This is a genomic window from Flavobacterium riviphilum (assembly GCF_055231795.1).
Window position 1 is genome coordinate 55311 of the sequence record NZ_JBUYSY010000012.1, and the last position, 16401, is coordinate 71711.

Sequence of the window (16401 nt, forward strand, 5' to 3'; positions counted from 1 at the left end):
TTTATAAACCTGTTTCCAAATTTATTTCAATCGTCCATCCGTTGCAATCGTTTAGATACATCACAGGGCGAACCGTTATACTATCTTCTTTGAGCCATGAAAGAAACCCACAAAATATTCCGTCTACATTGGCTTTGTCTTCGAGTAGTTTTTCTACAAATGCTTGCGCCTTGGCTTGGGTGCTTATGAAAATATTACGGAAGCTGTCGCGGTCATGCTCACTATAATCGGTTTTGTCCAGGATAAAGAATTGCAGGATATTTTCCCATTTCGCATTGTCTTCGTCACCATTGATGGCATAATCCGGCATTACGGAAATGAGATAACTGTTTTCTTCGGGCACACGTTCTTTGAGCACGTTGGCTAGTTCTTGTTTGTCGATAATCATATCGACGTAATTGAATAGCTTTTTTCCGGTTTCGTCTCGCAACTGATCGGCTACTTCGGCTTGGTATTCGAGTATTCTAGGTATTGGGAGCATGTTGTTCTTGTTTTTGACGTTCTAAATCGGCTCTTCGTAAATCGTACATACGGATGAGTATTTCCCAAAAATTGGTATTGCGTACTTCTTCTACTTTTCCAAACACACCACTTTCGGCCAGTGTAAAGACAATGGTGTCCATACCAATGTCGGGCGTGGTGGTGTCGGGGTCGGTGGTTCCATCTCCTTTGAATAGAATGGAGAAGTCGAGTTCTTTGCCTCCCCACATAATTTTGGCATCAACAAGATATTTTTGAAAACTCGCAAAAAGAAGATAGAAACCATAAACAAAGCCAATAGGGGCGTGTTGTAGTTTTTTTGCATCTGCTTCTAGTGTTGCAGAGTTGTATTTTTTTCTCAGATCGCCATTATAATTGGCTTGACGTTTTTTGAACCAATGAAAACGCTTTTTGGGTCGGTAAAACAAAGCACATAAGAGCTTCAAAAACTGCATATCGCCTGTGGCATGAAAATCATGAAACAAACGCAATCCATCGGTATACTCACCAAAAGTTATATTCATAAAACTGTCTGTTGGGCCATACAAAGTGGTAAAGAGCGGTTTGAAGCTTGGTACCGGATTGTGTATGTAGTATTGTTTGATGGTTTTTTGTCCGTTTTCGTCTATTTCGAAGAAATCGTCTATGAGCTCGCTTAGGGTGTATACATTGGCAAACTTATCCAAATCCTCTTCGCTTTTTTGGACTTTTGGTTTCATTTTCATGAGTTTGTACACGGCATGTACTCGAAATACATCATAGCTGATTTCTTGGTTTTGAAACAAGAAAATCAATTGACACATGGCAATGTATTGCTCTGCATCGCACTCGGATAGATCCGAAGGTATGTATCGGCGTATCTTGGCTTCTGGAATTTCTATGGTGTGCATCTTAAATCAATTCTAGTTTACTATTGATTTTTACTCCATGTTTATTCATAGCATCCCCAAACTCAGCCAATATTCTTTCTCTGATTTCGGTGTTGTTTCTTGATTCTCTTGGAATGTACTCCGACTTGGCATCAATTCTAAGGTATTTGCGTACCATTTTGATGATTTGTCCTTTAAGTATAATACGATCAACCTCTCTATCTGCTAGTTTTTTTTCTAGCTTTTTGTTGACTTTCTTGAATGTTTGAATTTTTCTAAAGTTGAATAGATAACTAAAAAAGCGATTGATTTTTACAAAAAGTTTCATGTATAATGGTTTAGAGTGAAATAAAGTTATCGTCTATGGTTTGAGTAGGAATGGTCACCTCTTCGGTTGGTGCTGGTGGCGTAATAAGATTTTCGATTTCGGTAAAAATACGTTCGTAATCGAGTTTCCAAGCCTGAGCCGCTTCTTGTGTTTCTGTTTTTAGCGTGGGTTTTGCTCCTTTGGTCGTGGCTCTATCGCTGGTTACGTGTTGCAAAACGCCTTCTGGATAAAGCTGTACTGAAAGTCTTGGCATAGCCCATGCAAAGGAATACGCCACCGATGCTTTTTGAATCAGTCGAATCAACGCCAAATCTGTGGCATCGGTGGGTGGTGTATTCTCTTTTAGCGCCTGTTTCAATGCGTTGGTTTTTTCGAGACCGATTCGGGGTCTTATCTCATAGTGCTCGCAATCCGAAATTCCAGGGGCTAGTTTTATTAAAAGTAATCTTGATTTTAGAGGGAAATATTTGTCGAAATCTGCTGTAGTTCTGATGAACAAATCATGAGTAGCCTTGAAGGCATTACTTTTGGTCCATAATGTATATAGCGTTTCGGGTGTTTCGCTTTCAATTTTTGAATTATCTAAAAAACTTATCAAATCGTCTAATGCGCGGTAGTATCTTTTTTCTAACGAAGCGTTATCGCGATCAATCATCCATTCAAATGCTTGTTTTTGATTTTCGTCTTGGCGCATTTTACGCCCGTTGTTGGTGTGGGTGATGTCATTTGAAGGAGCATAAAGCCGATAAGAATTAACCGCAATAGGGTAGCGAACGGCGTAAATAAACATCTTATCTGCCTCTGCATAATCTCCTTCATTATAGGCTGCAACTGCTTTATCATAAACTTCTTTTCCTATCAAATCAATTACTTCATTGGTTGAAGTGATGATGTCTGAAAGGATGTTTTTCAGTTTGATATCGGCATCGATAAAACCTAACAATTCTTTAAGTTCGGTGTTACCTGTGGTTCCTGTAGTGTTGAATAGCAGTTTCATTATACTTTGTTTATTAGTCGGTCTTTTGGGTTTACATCTTGCTCTTTTTCGGCCGTTTCGTGATAGAAGCCTAGTTTTAGTTTCTTGCTAGGAAAATTGGCTTTTAGAGCAAAGTTGACGGCTTTCATTACGATCATTTCGGGAATGTCAATTCCTGTCATGAGGTAATTTTTGAGCGCATATATTTGCTCTGAACCGCTGTCGCTTTTGCCTGATTCGGATACATTACCCAAAGCAGAGTGCAAGCCAATTCCAGCTGAAAGCGCATGATCGGCACGTTGTGATATCTTGATTTGCGCTTCAACGAAATCTTTGATGTTTTGATCAATTACTTTAACTTCCCAACCATGCTCAATGAGATTGGTTCCTTCTACTGTAAAGCTCTTAGTGGTGTGCAGATACTTACCCGTATTTGCATCACCTGAAAGTACTTCGCCTATTTTCTTTAAGAATTTGGCTTTGTATTCCTCTAGCATCGAATCCTTAAATATTACACCTCTAGTAGTACAATTGGCTTCGATATCTTTTCTTTTCTTGTCCCAAAATGCTTGAGGAGAAACAATGTGGTATTTTAGATTGATACTGTTTTTGGACAGTGCTGCAAATATTATCGGTACCGCAGTAGAACGATTCAACCACTCCAAAGAACCGTACAAATCAGGCACAGTATAATAGTCCGTACAAAAACTGTACATGTTAGAATACAGTATGGCGTTTTTGTGTTGAAAAGGTGCCCTAAAATCGAATAGGGGATAAGCCTTGAATTCTGACAATTGTTGCACGTCTTTATAGGACCAATCGGAAGTTACTACGTGAGTAGCTTCTTTATTTCGGTTGTTCTTTTGTATGGCCAACCTAGCTCTATCAGGATAGATATGTTCTAATTTACTTATTAATGGCTTACCAATACGAGAGCCTTTGTTCAGATAAAATTTAGTAAACACTCCTTCAATATGATGAAAATCAGTAATGGCTTTCACAAGGTAGTTTTCATAATCCCATGATTCTAACCATGTTTTCACTTCTTCATCGTCTACCCAATTGCGAATCAATTTTTTATTCTCTATCTTTTCTGTATACAATAAAGGACCTAAACCCCAAAGTAATTGTGTTTTCTTTTTAATGATACCCGGAGCGATATAGTTAGTCTGAACTACCTTCTTGATTTCATCAGGAAGATCATTATTTTGACCATAAGGAAAGACAAGATAATCACCAACAAAAGTGGTTTGATTATTCCAATCTAGTTTGTCTGAACTGGTTTTTTGTTTGTAGAAATCACGAGGTGTATCGCTTACTTCATAAGTAAACGTTACTTGTTCTGCTTCTACTATAGCACCATTGCCTACATATTCTATATTCATAACTATGGCTTTATTTTGATTCCGTTGAATGTCAAGAGTAATGGTAGATAGAACCATCTGCTCTGTTGGTGTGTGTTCACATACCCTACGAGTATATCGGCTTTATTGCTTTGATCATCTCGATATCCTTTGCGCAACTGTGCATTCTCTACATGCTTCACTCCCTCTGTAGTTCCTTTTGATGCATTGTAAGAATAAAACGAGAAGGAGAATGGAACACCAATTTCAGTAAGCGTTCGCATTCGCTTAACAGCTTCATGTATTTTAATGGTGGGCTGCATGTAATTACCTGTTTTATTATACCACAATGATACTATAACACTAGTAGTTACGGTGTGACATGAGTATAATATGAGGTATATGGTTACCTGCGGTGGGCTAGTGGTGGTGCGGTGGTGCGGTGCTGGCGGTCGGTCGCCCTCATATCTCTTTTATTTTGGGTCATTGGTAAAGAGAAAAAGAGTTTTGAGCGGGACGGTGTTTTCAAAGACAAAAACACATTTAACCCCTTTTTTATTTGGGTTAATTTGTTGTTTTTCAGTCTTTTTGCTATTTTTCTTTTTCTGTAACATTGTAAAAATTAGATATTTAAAATAAACAAATTACTTATTTAGAATGATTATATATTTATAAAAACCATAAAAAAACACTCAAAAAAAGGGCTTAATATTTCCGTATATATACGGATTTTTGTATCTTTAAGTAGTAATAATAACTTAAATATCAATAAGATGAACACACAAAAACAAGCCACTAAAGCGGAGGTAATTACAAAAAACTTAAAAATTGCTCAAACGGCAGAACCTACCACAGAAGAGAAAAAAACAACCTTAAACGCCCTAATCGAAAAGTTTGTAGACAAACCAAAACCAACCGCAGAGGAAAGAATCAACAGAATAGAACATTTTGAAGCCGTTTCCAGAAGATTTAAACAACTCAAAGAAAAAGACAACGATTTAAAAATGTTTGATGCAGGCAACGACAAAACCAACGCAAAAATTATCCTCAAAAATTCATCAGGCTTTGAGTTTAGCGTGAGCAACTCCAACGTAATTAAAAAAGTTCGTGACGCCATGCAAAGCGAATTAAACATTTTACTAAGCGAAGCCGAAAACGAAATTTTAACCTTTGAAATATAACCCATAAAAAACAAACTCCTGTACTGGTCGAAGAGTACAGGAGTTATAAAAACTAAAATCTATAAGCCATGACGCCAATAAATTCTAACAGCCGCAAAAATACATCTTTTAAATTGTCTGAACAAGTAAAAGAAACACTACACGCCAGAGGATACTCCAAAATTTTCAATTACCAGGATTACAAATACTACAAAGCACAGGTTAAAAAAGCATTCAACAAAGCGCAAGCCATAGCGGAACTGTTTATACAGGACAATTTTAGCAACAACACTAGCGACTATAACGAATACATTTTTTAATCTATACGCCATGATTCACAATATACCCGAAATTAAAATTTCAGTTTCATTTGATAAGAAATTGAAAAAATCAGAACTTTTAAAAATCACATCCTCAAAAGATGCCTATCATATTTTTCAGCGAGTTTTTAATGCTGATACGTTCCACTGGTCCGAAGAATTTATTTTGCTTTGCCTGAACAACTCAAACAAAGTAGTAGGATTTTATAAACTCTCTAGCGGAGGCATGACAAGCACAGTCGTAGACGTTCGAACCATTTTTACCACCGCTTTAAATTGTTTGGCTACCGCTATAATCATAGCACACAACCACCCAAGCGGAAAACTCCAACCCAGCGAATCCGATAGAGCCATAACCCGAAAAATTAAGGAAGCAAGCCGATTTTTAGATATTGAAATTCTTGACCACTTAATTATAACAGACGAAAATTTTTATTCATTTGCTGATAACGGGGAACTATGAAAATATCAAAATACAACCCCAACCGCGCCAAGGTTGGGGAAAGTGTTTTTTATATTCAATCACACGGACTCCACGCAGGGCGACCCCTAAAAAACCCAATTCCCAACAGTTGGGAAGTGCAAACCGATATAAAAAACGCTTTCGAAATTTGTTTCATGCTTTACACCTCCAGAACCTTAAAATATTACATTCGCGGTTCTGTTATTCCTTTTCTGAGCTTGAGAGAGTACAAAAAACTATTAAAGCCACTTTTAGAAAACCCTATTAAAGACGATGTAAGCGCACAAAAAAAATTAAATGCTTTACATCTTATAACCGAAGCAATAAAGCAACAGGAGCAAAAAAAAGCCTATTACGTACAATTAAAAACAGTTTTAGCCTGTGAACTTTTACAAAACTTTACTAAACAAGAAAACGCCCAATAAAAGGGCGTTTTTTTTTATATATTTGCAAAGAGTTCATCTTTCCGTTTGGAAGAAGGAAATAATTAAACGCAAACCTAGAAGTTATGCGTTTTTTTATGCTCAAAAAAAATTCCGCCCTCCGGGCGGCGTTGTGTTTTTCTTTCTCTTTTCTTTTTGTGTAAAAACTATCGTTTTTTTAATTCAATTTATAAGAAAGCCAATCTAATATTTTATAATTCAATTTACCATACCAAGATCTATCAATTGATCTTCTGATCTTCATTTTTAGAACTTCTAACTCAGGAACTAACCAATTCCTTCTTTCGCTTTCTATAAATATTGGTCTTTTCATAAAATTCACTTATAATTTAATTTTATCAGTAGTATCAACAACTTTAAAGGTCAATATTTTACGTTCCTTTTTGCCATATTTTCGTTTTAGAACGATTTCTTCATTAGATATTTTTTTGACATCTTCAAAATTAATAATCGTTACAGTAACTTCTGGATATTTTTTTGCTTTCATATTGTAAATATAATCAATTATTTACTACTCCTGCTCATCCTCCCAAACAAAATAATCCTCCAGATATTGCCACGCAGCTTTCAAAACTTTATCAGCATTATGATCCGTGGCTTCACAATTATCCTGAACAAAAACGCCAAACCAATTTTCGTCCAAATACTCAAAACGGTCCTGCTTACCAGTAAACTGAAAATCCTTGAAATCATCTACATTGATGAATTCAATAAGTGACAGACTAGGACGATGATAAATCCAAATGCGATCATCATTTTGCGTATCATCTTTGATTACGATTTCACAAAAAAGGAAATCAGGCTGGGTAAACTCAAACTTTTTCATTGCCAATTTTTAAAGGTATTTCTAAACAATCTAATATCGAATATAAAATATCCGCATTGGGTGAATACTTGCATCCCTCTATTTTTATAATCGTTAGCCTTCTAATTCCTAGGCGTTCCGCAAGTTCCTCCTGCGTCCATCCTTTTTGCACTCGGGCAGTTTGGATAATTTGCGCCACTTTTTGACGTTTGCTTTCCACAAGCATCGACGCCACTACATTGTCTGGTTCTTTCATAGTTATAATTAATTATAATAATTGCATCCATTTCTGTATTATTTCATCACTTTTTCTCATGCCGTTTCGCTCAAGAAGTTGTTCTTTGGTGTAATTTACATTTTCGCCAAACGTCCACTTCTTGCTGGTAATATTTCCCTCCCAATCACAAAGTAAAATCCTTTTGACCATATACTTGAAACAATCTTCATCCTCCACATGTTGCAGTCGCAACCATTGATAATCAAAAATTCGCTTTAAATCAGGATGAATAGAACACATTAAAAACTCTTTGTATTCCTTCCAAGTTTTAAAGTTCTCAGGCAAAGATTTAATGGAATACATCAAATTTTCTTTACCATAAATGGCTGCAGTATGAACGCCATGTAATCGCTTTTCTAATTTATCATAGGTTTCAGGTTCTAGTTCCTGCAGGTCGGTAAGGCATCGAAACGCTTTTTCGTGTACCAAATTCGACACTCGAAAGGTTTTCAAATTTCCACCAAGCATGTACATTTTGTCATAAATCCGATTGTATTTTAGATTGTTTTCAATCAAATACTTCCAAACATCTGTGTACTTCCAATCAATAATCGGATACGCCTTGTGCGGCTTGTTTTTTCGTCTCAACCAAAACAACTCCGAATCTTCACCAAACATCACAAATCGCCTGTCTGGACTTTCTTCAGCTCGCAGTCCGATTATGGAAACGCTTTTGCCTTTCATTTTCTTTTCCAAGTTCTGACCTACCCACAAATTGAATTTATGAAACCTTTTTGGATACATTCTGTCAATACTATGAATCGCCATCGGATGCTTTTCCCTTATCCATTCTTCGCCTTCGCCCCAAGCCCACAAAAACAATTGTTGCTGACTTGCTGCATTGGTCATAAAAATAGGAACCTGATACCACAACGGAATAACGTTTGGCTGAGACATCGCCCATTCCACAAAATCAATCGTCCCTTGGTATTCGGCCTCTTGATCCTGAAAGTAAAGAATAAATTTCCGACCTCTTTTTTTAGCTTCGGCATTGATCAAATGAAACAAAGCCGTACTGTCCTTTCCTCCCGAAAAAGACAGCGAAATGTTGTCGTACAAATCAAACAACAAAGAAATTCTTTTCTCAACTGCTTCCAGTACATCAACTGTCCCTCTAACTACCGTTCTAGCCATTACTCAAAATCAGGTTGCACGTCCTCTTCCACTTCTTTAATTTGTCGTTCGATGGAGTAGGGAACGCCTTGAATTTCACTAGCAATTCCTTTCAAGCCAATCAAACGCTGTACTTCTTCGAGAGTCATTCCCAACTCCTTCATAATCTTAATTTCATCCCATCCAGCTTTGAGCATTCCAACCAGTGAAGCTTGCAGCTCTACCTCGTGCTTCCCTCTTGCTCGGTTGTGGCGAATGGTCGATGCCATACGATCAGAAATGTCTTTTTCAATGACCGATACAGGCAACATCCCATTTTCACGCTCAAAAATAGTCTTGTAGCGCAACATGATGGTATAACGGTGAAAACCATCCACAATTACATACTTATCGCGGTCTTTATCATAAAAGCACACAATCGGCATCGTGTACCCATCGCATTTAATACTTTGATACAATAACTCCATTTCTCTTTTGGCCACGTGATTAGGATTATAATCGTTTGCTTCAATTTTGTCAATTGGCACAGCTATCACATTATAAACTGGGCTCTTAAAACTTTTTTCTTTTGGAAAAGTTTCTTCGGCTTCTTTTTTAAGCCTTATTACTTCTTCAATTCCAATTACATCTGCTACCTTTCCTATAAAAAGCTGATTTACTAATTTTTCTCTGTTGCTGCTCATAACAATTTCTTTAAATTTTCTCTACCTACTTTTTTAAAATACTCTACCATACTTGTTTTGGCTTTCACGTTCTTGTCAAACAATGCTTCAAGCCCTACATTTCCAGTCATATCCCAATAATAACAATCTTCTAGGTTTCCAGTTCTGTAGTTACGAAACGTGCCTTGCTCTCGCAATCCCCAATCAAAATTTTTATCCCAAAAAATGGTATAAGGATAATTTTGAAGATTCAAACTCATCGATTCCTTTTGGTAACTCAACACCTGAGCTTTTGGGAATGCAGCTTTCACTTCCTCCTGAGAGCGCACGAACTTGCAAAAAATAATGTGCTTTTCTTGTGGCCACTTTTTAAAATGCTCCTCCAAAACTTCAAACTTATTCGCAGTGCAACAATATGTATGTTGCATTTTTTGGGTCATTTCAAGGAAAATATTGTTGTTTTTTTCCTCTAATGTTTTATCATCCAGATACTTTTCTTTCAAGTAGTCGTATTCGTCTTTAGTTTCGTCGCATAGCGTGTAACTATAATTGTTCCAGTATTGCTTGATATCCAAATTCAAATCGCACTCAAAAATATACTCCCCAATCAGCGAATAGAGGTAATCAATATTTTCAATCCCCGTAATGAATTCCTTGGTATAACTACGCTTACCGCTTAAATGCTTGGTAACCTGAGTATACTTCAGAAAAGTATTCTTGAATTCCCCGTAATCCATTCTAAGAATCAATGGCGACAAAAACTGAATCTGACTCCATAAATCCAATAAATTCTTGGTGATAGGCGTACCATTCAAAATCAATTTATACTCGACCATCTTACCCAGTTCCAGCATGCGTTGGGTACGTTTGGCGTCAAAGTTTTTCATCTTTATGCTTTCATCCACTACCATAAAGCAACGCCAAGCCGAGGCAATTTGTTTGTATAACTGCAAATAAGCACGGTCTGATAATTGCAAAGTTTCAATACCCATATACACTACGTTTGGACAATTGAAACCGCCCCATTTGTTGATTTCGTCAATAATACTAGACAACCCATCCTTTGGTTTGATGCTTCTTAGTGGACCAATCCACACCACCAAATCGACATCTTCCACCGAGTTCACAATTTCCAATGTCGGTCGGGTTTTACCCGTTCCGGGCTTCATAAACAAAGCCCCTACCTTGTTCGGCAGGAGTTTTGTTTTTACAGCTGTTTGTTGTGGGAGTAGGCCTGTCATCTCTTCAACTCGTTTATGGTGTTGTTGTCTAAGGCTTCTTTTGGTTGTGGTGTGTGTTTGGTAACCACATAATGCGGCACTTCTTTTCTGGTCACCGTATCAAAGTACGCTTGCTTTTTGGCTGAATATTGAAGGCTTTTTTGCTTCAAAATCCATTCACTAATCCAGTACGCTTCGCTTTTCTGTACGCTGTAGTCTTGCCCGAATACCTGACTTTTGGGAATCAATGCTTCGCTACCATCAAAAGCGATAGCTTTATAGCATTTGTCAGATACAACGGTAAGGCTTTCCAGTCTTACCGAATAACATAAACTTTTCATTAGAATCTAACGTATTTGTTTGAAGATTCCTGATAGATGTATATTTTATTGAAAGCAACAAAATAATCCAACTTTAAACCTCTTAAGACCATCGGAGAAGCAAAATCAATTTCTTTATTGTTTTCAATTGACTCTCTAATTTTAGACATCATTTCGATAATTTCGATCATTAAATGCTCTCTGCTGGCTTTTATCGCACGAATAGGAGAATTACCATAATCTTTTCCCAATCCTTTTTCAACAGCAGCAGCAAGAGTTTCAAGATCGTTTGAACTAAACCATTCAGGAGCTTCAACCAAAAGATATGCAGTACAGCAATTTGGGTTTTCAGAAAAGTATTTGTCATCTTGTTTCCAAAATTCAAAAGGAGCTACAGGATACACGCCGTTAGCATCTTTATCTTTAAAATTGTTTTCTGTTCTTTCTACAAGTTTAGAAAGAAATGCTGTTCTATTGGAACTAGCATAAGGAACGAAAATGTAAGTTGAATTTTCCATAATCTTAATGCAGACTTTACCGTCCTGCGCCGGACTGTTTGTGATTTTGTTTTACAAATGTATGCTAAAAGATACATATATACAAACAAAACAATCACTTTTTTTGTTATTTATAACCAATATAAACAATTATATCACCCCAGGATCTTCCCCTCGATACTCATCGTGATCATTCACCAAAGCCACCCAGTTACGACGATAGATGAAATATTTGAACGCATCCGAGAAGTTCGTCGAGAACATCGGGCGCAAGTACAGCGGTAGGCTTTCGGTCGATTTATCCTTGTGCATCGACTTACTGCCTTTGGCATCGGTTTTTATCTTGATTTTGGTCAGTTCTAGGGAGCTTTTCAAACACTTGCACTGAAACTTATCTATCTTGATTTTCATCAATTCCTTGTTCGTTTCGGACATCATTTCTTTGGCAAACGCATATTCCTCTTCTTGGTAAATCGTAGATTGATTTTCGCTCATTAAGTTCACGAGCCAACCTGTGGCCACGCCATTATCAAACTCAATCGCTCTTTTAATGGCATTCGCCCAATCGCGTTTGGTTTTGCTGTTTTGGTTCCCCGAGCGGTCATAGTACAAGTCCAACACTTTTACTTTATGATGTTTGAAGAATTCACAGAATTTACGCCCCATGTGGATTTCGTTTTCTGGAGCCAAAGTATAGAACTCTTTTTGGCAATATAAGTAGTTCCCTCGGCTTTGCCCAATGATCAAACTACACATATCTCCAAAGTCCATACCGCCCTCTAGTTTCGCATTGTGGTCCACGTACCGCAAAGCCAAACTGCTTTCCTCTATTTCCTCCGTCAACGAAAACTGGTCGTAAAAGGAAGTAATCACACCATCGTCATAAAAATGATGTTCGCCTAAACTACCATAAAACTTTTCGCCTTTCTTTAGGTTGACTTTCAAGGATAGAATAGCGCTTTTAAACTCTTCAATCCCCAAAGCTTTCAAGCTATCCGCAAAATAGCCTTCGGTCAGGATATCCACATTAGCAAACGAGCTCACGACATAAAAAAACGTCAAATCCTTGCGCACCCTGATCCATTTTTCAGTCCATCGTACTAAGTTGGCTTTGAGTTTTTCTATGGCTTCGTAATCGCCCACTTGCTTGTGCGACAAAATTTCTTTCTTGATTTCGTTCAAGACTAAACCCACTTCCAGCGCCAAACGCACCTGGTCTAAGTCCATGTTCTTTTCGTCCTGCATGATCCAATCATCATCGCCATCGATAATGTTGGGCATATCGGTAGTAAACGTAGTCCCTCGATAGTACACGGAATGACCAAACAAGGTGTATTCCCCACGAATGGCAGGCGTCAATTTCTTTAATTTTTGTTGTTTGAGCAGTCGCGCTTCATCGCCGTACATGTGTTGGTAAGAACCACCCGCCAATCCTCCCGGTTGATCCAGCGAACCCAAATTGATAAAGCAGCCATTGAATACGGAAATCGTATGCTTATACGTTTCCACAGGCTTGTAAGGTAGTTTGAAGTGGGAGGGAGGTCGTTTATCGGTCACATAATGAATCCCTTCGCGCCAGCCTTTACGGTTCCAACCTTCAAGCAAGGCAGGAGCAATGTTTTTCAAGCAGTTCGTATAGGTGTCAGACACCAATACTTGATAGCTTTTCGGCATATCGTGAATGATGTTTTGCGACCTTTCGGCAATGATATCCGTAGTTTTTGCCATGGCACGACCAGCCACAAGGCGCAAATGTTTAGGAGCAATCAAAAAAACAACCATTTTTACCCAATTGGCAAAACGGCCTTCTACATCGGTATCTTTAAGACTTACGTGCGTTTTCCTGCTCATTTGGGAATGCTTTTAAAGGTAAAACCAAAGCTTCACGCTTGATTTGTATTTTTTCTTTTTCGGTCAGTTCGGGGAGTTTGTCTATCATTTCGGATAGTTTTTGGCGATTCGCTTTAGGCATACCCAAAAATTCAGCATCGCAACTATACACCACAAATGGCGGTTGAAACACTTCGGCTGGCAGTTCCTCCACATCTGGCTCGTTCACGCCACGCAGTACGGAAGCATCCAACAGCATTTTAACCACTTTTTGCGCATCAGAAACATCTTTGACCAGTTGCATCGAAAAGTTGATCATCTTATCCATTTTATCAGCGTAGATGTTTTTCCAAGCGGCTTTCGAAATTCGGCTATCACAATAGAAATATTCCTGCGCTTCATCGCACACCTGCATGGCTTTGTAGCGCGATAGCTTATCCACCGTCATTAGGTGTTTTACTATCATTTCTTTACTTCCAAATTTATCAATGCGCAAAAACATAGCCCGCACCTTGTCCAGCAGTTCCAAATATTCCACGATAGGAGCAGGGGCATTATTCACATTGCCCTTTTCCATGAATTCGTAAATATCTTTTAGGTCAATTTGATCAATAGTCATCGCCATACAATATTCGGTTTCTAATGTTATTGATTTCGTTTTTTTCGGCTTCCTTCAAAAAGATTTGAGCAGCCGTAATATTGCCACTTTCAGCCAAAGCCTTTTGTTTGTTGTTCACGTTAAATTCGGCAATCAATCTCCCTCGTTCATACGCTTGTCTCACGGTACTTTCTTTGTCGTACCAGAGCTTCATAAACGCTTTCTTATCCACATCCAAGTACAGGGCAATCTTTTCAGGCGCATAATTATTGCCTGCTAAATCATGTATTGCTGTAAATTCCTCTTCGGAAAATTTAAGGTCAAGTAGTTTCATTTTTTCTAATTTTAGAAATTTCAGGTTTTACAATGCTACTTCCACAATTTAAACAGATTGCATCCCTCTTATAGGAAGATATAATGGTATTACCACATTCTTTATAACACACCAATTCCTTGTTTCTTAAAACAGGAGGAGCTGGCGGATTTGGATATTTTGGAACTCCTGAAGGACTTGTATAAAAAATAATTACTGCATATATCAGAAAACCAAACAGCACCCCTAGAAGAAATCCAAACATTCCGAAATACAACTCGCTATTCATTTTTATCCAGTATTAAAACATAATATCCCAACAGTTGATAACAAAAAGCCAAGACAACAAAAGGCGCTACATCAAAACTTTTAGGCAAATGCTCTGAAGCAATTCCTATGGCAAATGAAACCACTATCAAAGCATAGCCTATTTTTTTCATACTAATTTTCTTTTTTTGGTAAAAAAATGGACTATCAGTCCAGGAACCGCCACCACTAAAGCGACAATTCCCAAAGCCACCGCCACACCCGAAAAGCTAAGCACCAACCCAATCACAAGGATCATGGCAATGAAAACCAACAGCGTGCCGAGGCATAATTTTAAAAATGATTTCATAGGTTTATTTTAAGAATACTGTTTTTGTACAATCTAACCACACAGGAGGTTGAGTTTTTCCAGAATGAATCCCAAGCCATATTTTTCCATGGAATAAAAACGCTAGTCTTTTCCAAAACGAAACCGTCCAGCAAGAAATACAAGTACCGTCATCTGATTGAAAAATAGGCAAGCTACCGCATTCTTCATCCGTCATTGAAGCGGGTTTTTTTAGTTCAATATTCGATTCTTTAAAAGGGATTGGTACCATAGGTTTGTTTTAAGTCAGTTAATAATTCTCTCTTTCGGGGGCTAGGGGGCTTTAATACTTTTTCAAATTCGTTTCTGTAAAAAGTTTCATTCTAAAATCATACAAGCCTTTGCTATTGCCAAATGTGTATTGCTCATAGTGTGCGTTTTCGCTCCAGTTCCCAGAACCTTCCACTACAAAATAATTGTCGTGCGTTTGCATCAAACACACTTTGGCGTGTACCCAAGCATAAAGCACCGTTAAATTCGGACGGCTTTGCGCCATCGCCATCAAATTGTCTATTACAATTGGATTGCGCTTGATCATGCTATCTGAAATCAACAACGTGATGCGCTCAATACTACCGCTGTCGTGCATCTCGATTAAAGCTTCAATTACTTTTCTACTAATACTGTAAGTAGTGGCATGTAATTCTTTTATTGGATGTGCTTTAGCAATTAACGGAATAAAAGTGAACGCATTAAAAGCCGTGTCGCTTTGCAAAAAGAAAAACTCCTCCTGTGTAGGCACTCTAAACAAATCATCCTCTAAGCACGATACCTTTTGGTAATGCGCAGCCAAGTATTTTGAGGTAAATAACTCGCTCCCTTTTTCCTTCTCTTTTGGAGACGATGTAGGGGCGAGTTCTTTGTAATTAAAAAGCATATTACTTGGTTTGAATGCCTAACTTTTTATTGACCAAAGCCAACTTAATTTCACGATCAGAAACACGAGCTTCAATCTCTTTCACTCGCTCTTCTTTGTTGTCGGCAATAGCTTTTTCCAACTGCTTTTTGTTGTCGGTAAAATATTTTGCCGAAGCATTTTTGTACTTAAACAATTCTTCATTGGTCATTTCCTCTACTTCACGAGCAAACTGCAATTTTTTGAAGATAGGATGTTCGCCCAAAATCTTACCCGTTTCTTTGTAAGCGTTCAACTCGGCATAGATCTTTTGATTTTCTTCAAAAGCTTCCGCTGCTGTTTTTACCAACTCGGTTTCTTCTTCAGGAGTCAATTCAAGCGTACCCGCTTCTTTTTGCCCTAACTTTTCGTGAGCTTCAACGTAAATCTTCCAAACCGTTATTTTATCGGCCACAAGAATCTTTAATTCATCTGGACAATCCTTATCGTTCAAGAATGGAAATTCCTCACGAACGGACAAACCTGTTTTCTCGTCCTTATGCTCTAGCAATTCAGGAGTAGTGATGGCAGCCTTGTTAGTAGTATCTTCGCTTCCTTCGCCTGCAGCAACTTCTTGCCCTGTTTCATTGGCCAATTCAATAACTGGCGTTTCAACCAATTCGATATCGCTGATATCGTGAATTTTTTTCAGATCATACAAAAGGTTTTCTAATCTCGATTCAGAAAACCCAGCGGTATTCAAGGAGCGTTCAACATGAATGTTTTTTCCGTCTGATTTTCGGTACAGTTCATACGCCTCATTAAACTGATCATAAGGACTCTCGGGGAGGTTCTTTAAGAACTCAATTACGTTTTGTTTCATGGCTTTTCGTTTAATTATTTTAAGGTGATTGT

At 37.9% G+C, this 16401-nt stretch carries 26 protein-coding genes; 4 read left to right on the forward strand and 22 right to left on the reverse strand.

Annotated features, from left to right (window positions below; genetic code table 11):
- Position 1 precedes the first annotated feature (1 nt).
- The 6 genes from ACZIX2_RS10935 to ACZIX2_RS10960 are packed head-to-tail and all read right to left on the reverse strand — an operon-like array spanning position 2 to position 4319.
- A complete protein-coding gene (locus ACZIX2_RS10935) occupies positions 2 to 481 on the reverse strand; it encodes a hypothetical protein (protein ID WP_463340122.1) in 480 nt (159 codons plus the stop codon).
- On the reverse strand, positions 465 to 1370 hold the full coding sequence (locus ACZIX2_RS10940; RefSeq protein WP_463340123.1) for a hypothetical protein: 906 nt from the start codon (positions 1368 to 1370) through the stop codon (positions 465 to 467). Before ACZIX2_RS10940 ends, ACZIX2_RS10935 begins: the two co-directional genes overlap by 17 nt.
- 1 nt (position 1371) lies before the next feature.
- Complete coding sequence (locus ACZIX2_RS10945; protein WP_463340124.1) at positions 1372 to 1677, reverse strand: hypothetical protein; 306 nt, start codon at positions 1675 to 1677, stop codon at positions 1372 to 1374.
- 10 nt (positions 1678 to 1687) lie between these two features.
- Entirely contained in the window at positions 1688 to 2674 is a 987-nt protein-coding gene (locus tag ACZIX2_RS10950; RefSeq protein WP_463340125.1) for a DUF6712 family protein, read from the reverse strand.
- On the reverse strand, positions 2674 to 4038 hold the full coding sequence (locus ACZIX2_RS10955) for a hypothetical protein (protein WP_463340126.1): 1365 nt from the start codon (positions 4036 to 4038) through the stop codon (positions 2674 to 2676). The genes ACZIX2_RS10950 and ACZIX2_RS10955 overlap by 1 nt, the downstream gene beginning before the upstream one ends.
- Before the next feature lie 2 nt (positions 4039 to 4040).
- Entirely contained in the window at positions 4041 to 4319 is a 279-nt protein-coding gene (locus ACZIX2_RS10960) for a hypothetical protein (RefSeq protein WP_463340127.1), read from the reverse strand.
- 450 nt (positions 4320 to 4769) lie between these two features.
- Here ACZIX2_RS10960 and ACZIX2_RS10965 point away from each other — a divergent pair, with 450 nt between their 5' ends.
- The 4 genes from ACZIX2_RS10965 to ACZIX2_RS10980 all read left to right on the forward strand — a co-directional run bounded on the left by ACZIX2_RS10965 (position 4770) and on the right by ACZIX2_RS10980 (position 6364).
- Positions 4770 to 5177, forward strand: a complete 408-nt coding sequence (locus ACZIX2_RS10965; RefSeq protein WP_463340128.1) for a hypothetical protein — start codon at positions 4770 to 4772, stop codon at positions 5175 to 5177.
- A gap of 68 nt (positions 5178 to 5245) precedes the next feature.
- Positions 5246 to 5476 carry a hypothetical protein gene (locus tag ACZIX2_RS10970; RefSeq protein ID WP_463340129.1) on the forward strand — a complete coding sequence of 77 codons (231 nt, stop codon included), beginning with the start codon at positions 5246 to 5248 and terminating at the stop codon, positions 5474 to 5476.
- Between the two features lie 10 nt (positions 5477 to 5486).
- Positions 5487 to 5939 carry a JAB domain-containing protein gene (locus tag ACZIX2_RS10975; RefSeq protein ID WP_463340130.1) on the forward strand — a complete coding sequence of 151 codons (453 nt, stop codon included), beginning with the start codon at positions 5487 to 5489 and terminating at the stop codon, positions 5937 to 5939.
- Positions 5936 to 6364 (forward strand): DUF6943 family protein, encoded by a 429-nt coding sequence (locus tag ACZIX2_RS10980; protein WP_463340131.1) that lies wholly within the window; start codon positions 5936 to 5938, stop codon positions 6362 to 6364. The genes ACZIX2_RS10975 and ACZIX2_RS10980 overlap by 4 nt, the downstream gene beginning before the upstream one ends.
- A 340-nt stretch (positions 6365 to 6704) precedes the next feature.
- Here the strand turns inward: ACZIX2_RS10980 and ACZIX2_RS10985 are convergent, their stop codons facing one another.
- The 16 genes from ACZIX2_RS10985 to ACZIX2_RS11060 form a co-directional block, all read right to left on the reverse strand.
- Positions 6705 to 6869 (reverse strand): hypothetical protein, encoded by a 165-nt coding sequence (locus ACZIX2_RS10985; protein WP_463340132.1) that lies wholly within the window; start codon positions 6867 to 6869, stop codon positions 6705 to 6707.
- Between the two features lie 24 nt (positions 6870 to 6893).
- Positions 6894 to 7208: a hypothetical protein gene (locus ACZIX2_RS10990; protein ID WP_463340133.1), complete on the reverse strand. Its 315-nt coding sequence runs from the start codon at positions 7206 to 7208 to the stop codon at positions 6894 to 6896.
- On the reverse strand, positions 7195 to 7443 hold the full coding sequence (locus ACZIX2_RS10995) for a helix-turn-helix transcriptional regulator (RefSeq protein ID WP_463340134.1): 249 nt from the start codon (positions 7441 to 7443) through the stop codon (positions 7195 to 7197). The genes ACZIX2_RS10990 and ACZIX2_RS10995 overlap by 14 nt, the downstream gene beginning before the upstream one ends.
- A gap of 12 nt (positions 7444 to 7455) precedes the next feature.
- On the reverse strand, positions 7456 to 8598 hold the full coding sequence (locus tag ACZIX2_RS11000) for a phosphoadenosine phosphosulfate reductase domain-containing protein (RefSeq protein WP_463340135.1): 1143 nt from the start codon (positions 8596 to 8598) through the stop codon (positions 7456 to 7458).
- Positions 8598 to 9260, reverse strand: a complete 663-nt coding sequence (locus ACZIX2_RS11005; RefSeq protein WP_463340136.1) for a chromosome partitioning protein ParB — start codon at positions 9258 to 9260, stop codon at positions 8598 to 8600. The genes ACZIX2_RS11000 and ACZIX2_RS11005 overlap by 1 nt, the downstream gene beginning before the upstream one ends.
- A complete protein-coding gene (locus tag ACZIX2_RS11010) occupies positions 9257 to 10480 on the reverse strand; it encodes an SNF2-related protein (RefSeq protein WP_463340137.1) in 1224 nt (407 codons plus the stop codon). Before ACZIX2_RS11010 ends, ACZIX2_RS11005 begins: the two co-directional genes overlap by 4 nt.
- Positions 10477 to 10800 (reverse strand): hypothetical protein, encoded by a 324-nt coding sequence (locus ACZIX2_RS11015; RefSeq protein ID WP_463340138.1) that lies wholly within the window; start codon positions 10798 to 10800, stop codon positions 10477 to 10479. The genes ACZIX2_RS11010 and ACZIX2_RS11015 overlap by 4 nt, the downstream gene beginning before the upstream one ends.
- The gene (locus ACZIX2_RS11020) at positions 10800 to 11297 is read right to left on the reverse strand and encodes a hypothetical protein (protein ID WP_463340139.1); all 498 of its coding nucleotides are present in this window, start codon (positions 11295 to 11297) and stop codon (positions 10800 to 10802) included. Before ACZIX2_RS11020 ends, ACZIX2_RS11015 begins: the two co-directional genes overlap by 1 nt.
- 129 nt (positions 11298 to 11426) lie before the next feature.
- Complete coding sequence (locus ACZIX2_RS11025) at positions 11427 to 13127, reverse strand: hypothetical protein (RefSeq protein WP_463340140.1); 1701 nt, start codon at positions 13125 to 13127, stop codon at positions 11427 to 11429.
- Positions 13099 to 13731, reverse strand: coding sequence for a hypothetical protein (locus tag ACZIX2_RS11030; protein WP_463340141.1), 633 nt, complete (start codon positions 13729 to 13731; stop codon positions 13099 to 13101). The genes ACZIX2_RS11025 and ACZIX2_RS11030 overlap by 29 nt, the downstream gene beginning before the upstream one ends.
- Complete coding sequence (locus ACZIX2_RS11035) at positions 13715 to 14038, reverse strand: hypothetical protein (protein WP_463340142.1); 324 nt, start codon at positions 14036 to 14038, stop codon at positions 13715 to 13717. The genes ACZIX2_RS11030 and ACZIX2_RS11035 overlap by 17 nt, the downstream gene beginning before the upstream one ends.
- Before the next feature lie 260 nt (positions 14039 to 14298).
- The gene (locus ACZIX2_RS11040; RefSeq protein WP_463340143.1) at positions 14299 to 14457 is read right to left on the reverse strand and encodes a hypothetical protein; all 159 of its coding nucleotides are present in this window, start codon (positions 14455 to 14457) and stop codon (positions 14299 to 14301) included.
- Positions 14454 to 14633, reverse strand: coding sequence for a hypothetical protein (locus tag ACZIX2_RS11045; RefSeq protein WP_463340144.1), 180 nt, complete (start codon positions 14631 to 14633; stop codon positions 14454 to 14456). Before ACZIX2_RS11045 ends, ACZIX2_RS11040 begins: the two co-directional genes overlap by 4 nt.
- A 4-nt stretch (positions 14634 to 14637) precedes the next feature.
- Entirely contained in the window at positions 14638 to 14883 is a 246-nt protein-coding gene (locus ACZIX2_RS11050; RefSeq protein WP_463340145.1) for a hypothetical protein, read from the reverse strand.
- Between the two features lie 51 nt (positions 14884 to 14934).
- Positions 14935 to 15528: a phospholipase D-like domain-containing protein gene (locus ACZIX2_RS11055; RefSeq protein WP_463340146.1), complete on the reverse strand. Its 594-nt coding sequence runs from the start codon at positions 15526 to 15528 to the stop codon at positions 14935 to 14937.
- A gap of 1 nt (position 15529) precedes the next feature.
- Positions 15530 to 16369 carry a hypothetical protein gene (locus ACZIX2_RS11060; protein WP_463340147.1) on the reverse strand — a complete coding sequence of 280 codons (840 nt, stop codon included), beginning with the start codon at positions 16367 to 16369 and terminating at the stop codon, positions 15530 to 15532.
- Positions 16370 to 16401: the final 32 nt, after the last annotated feature.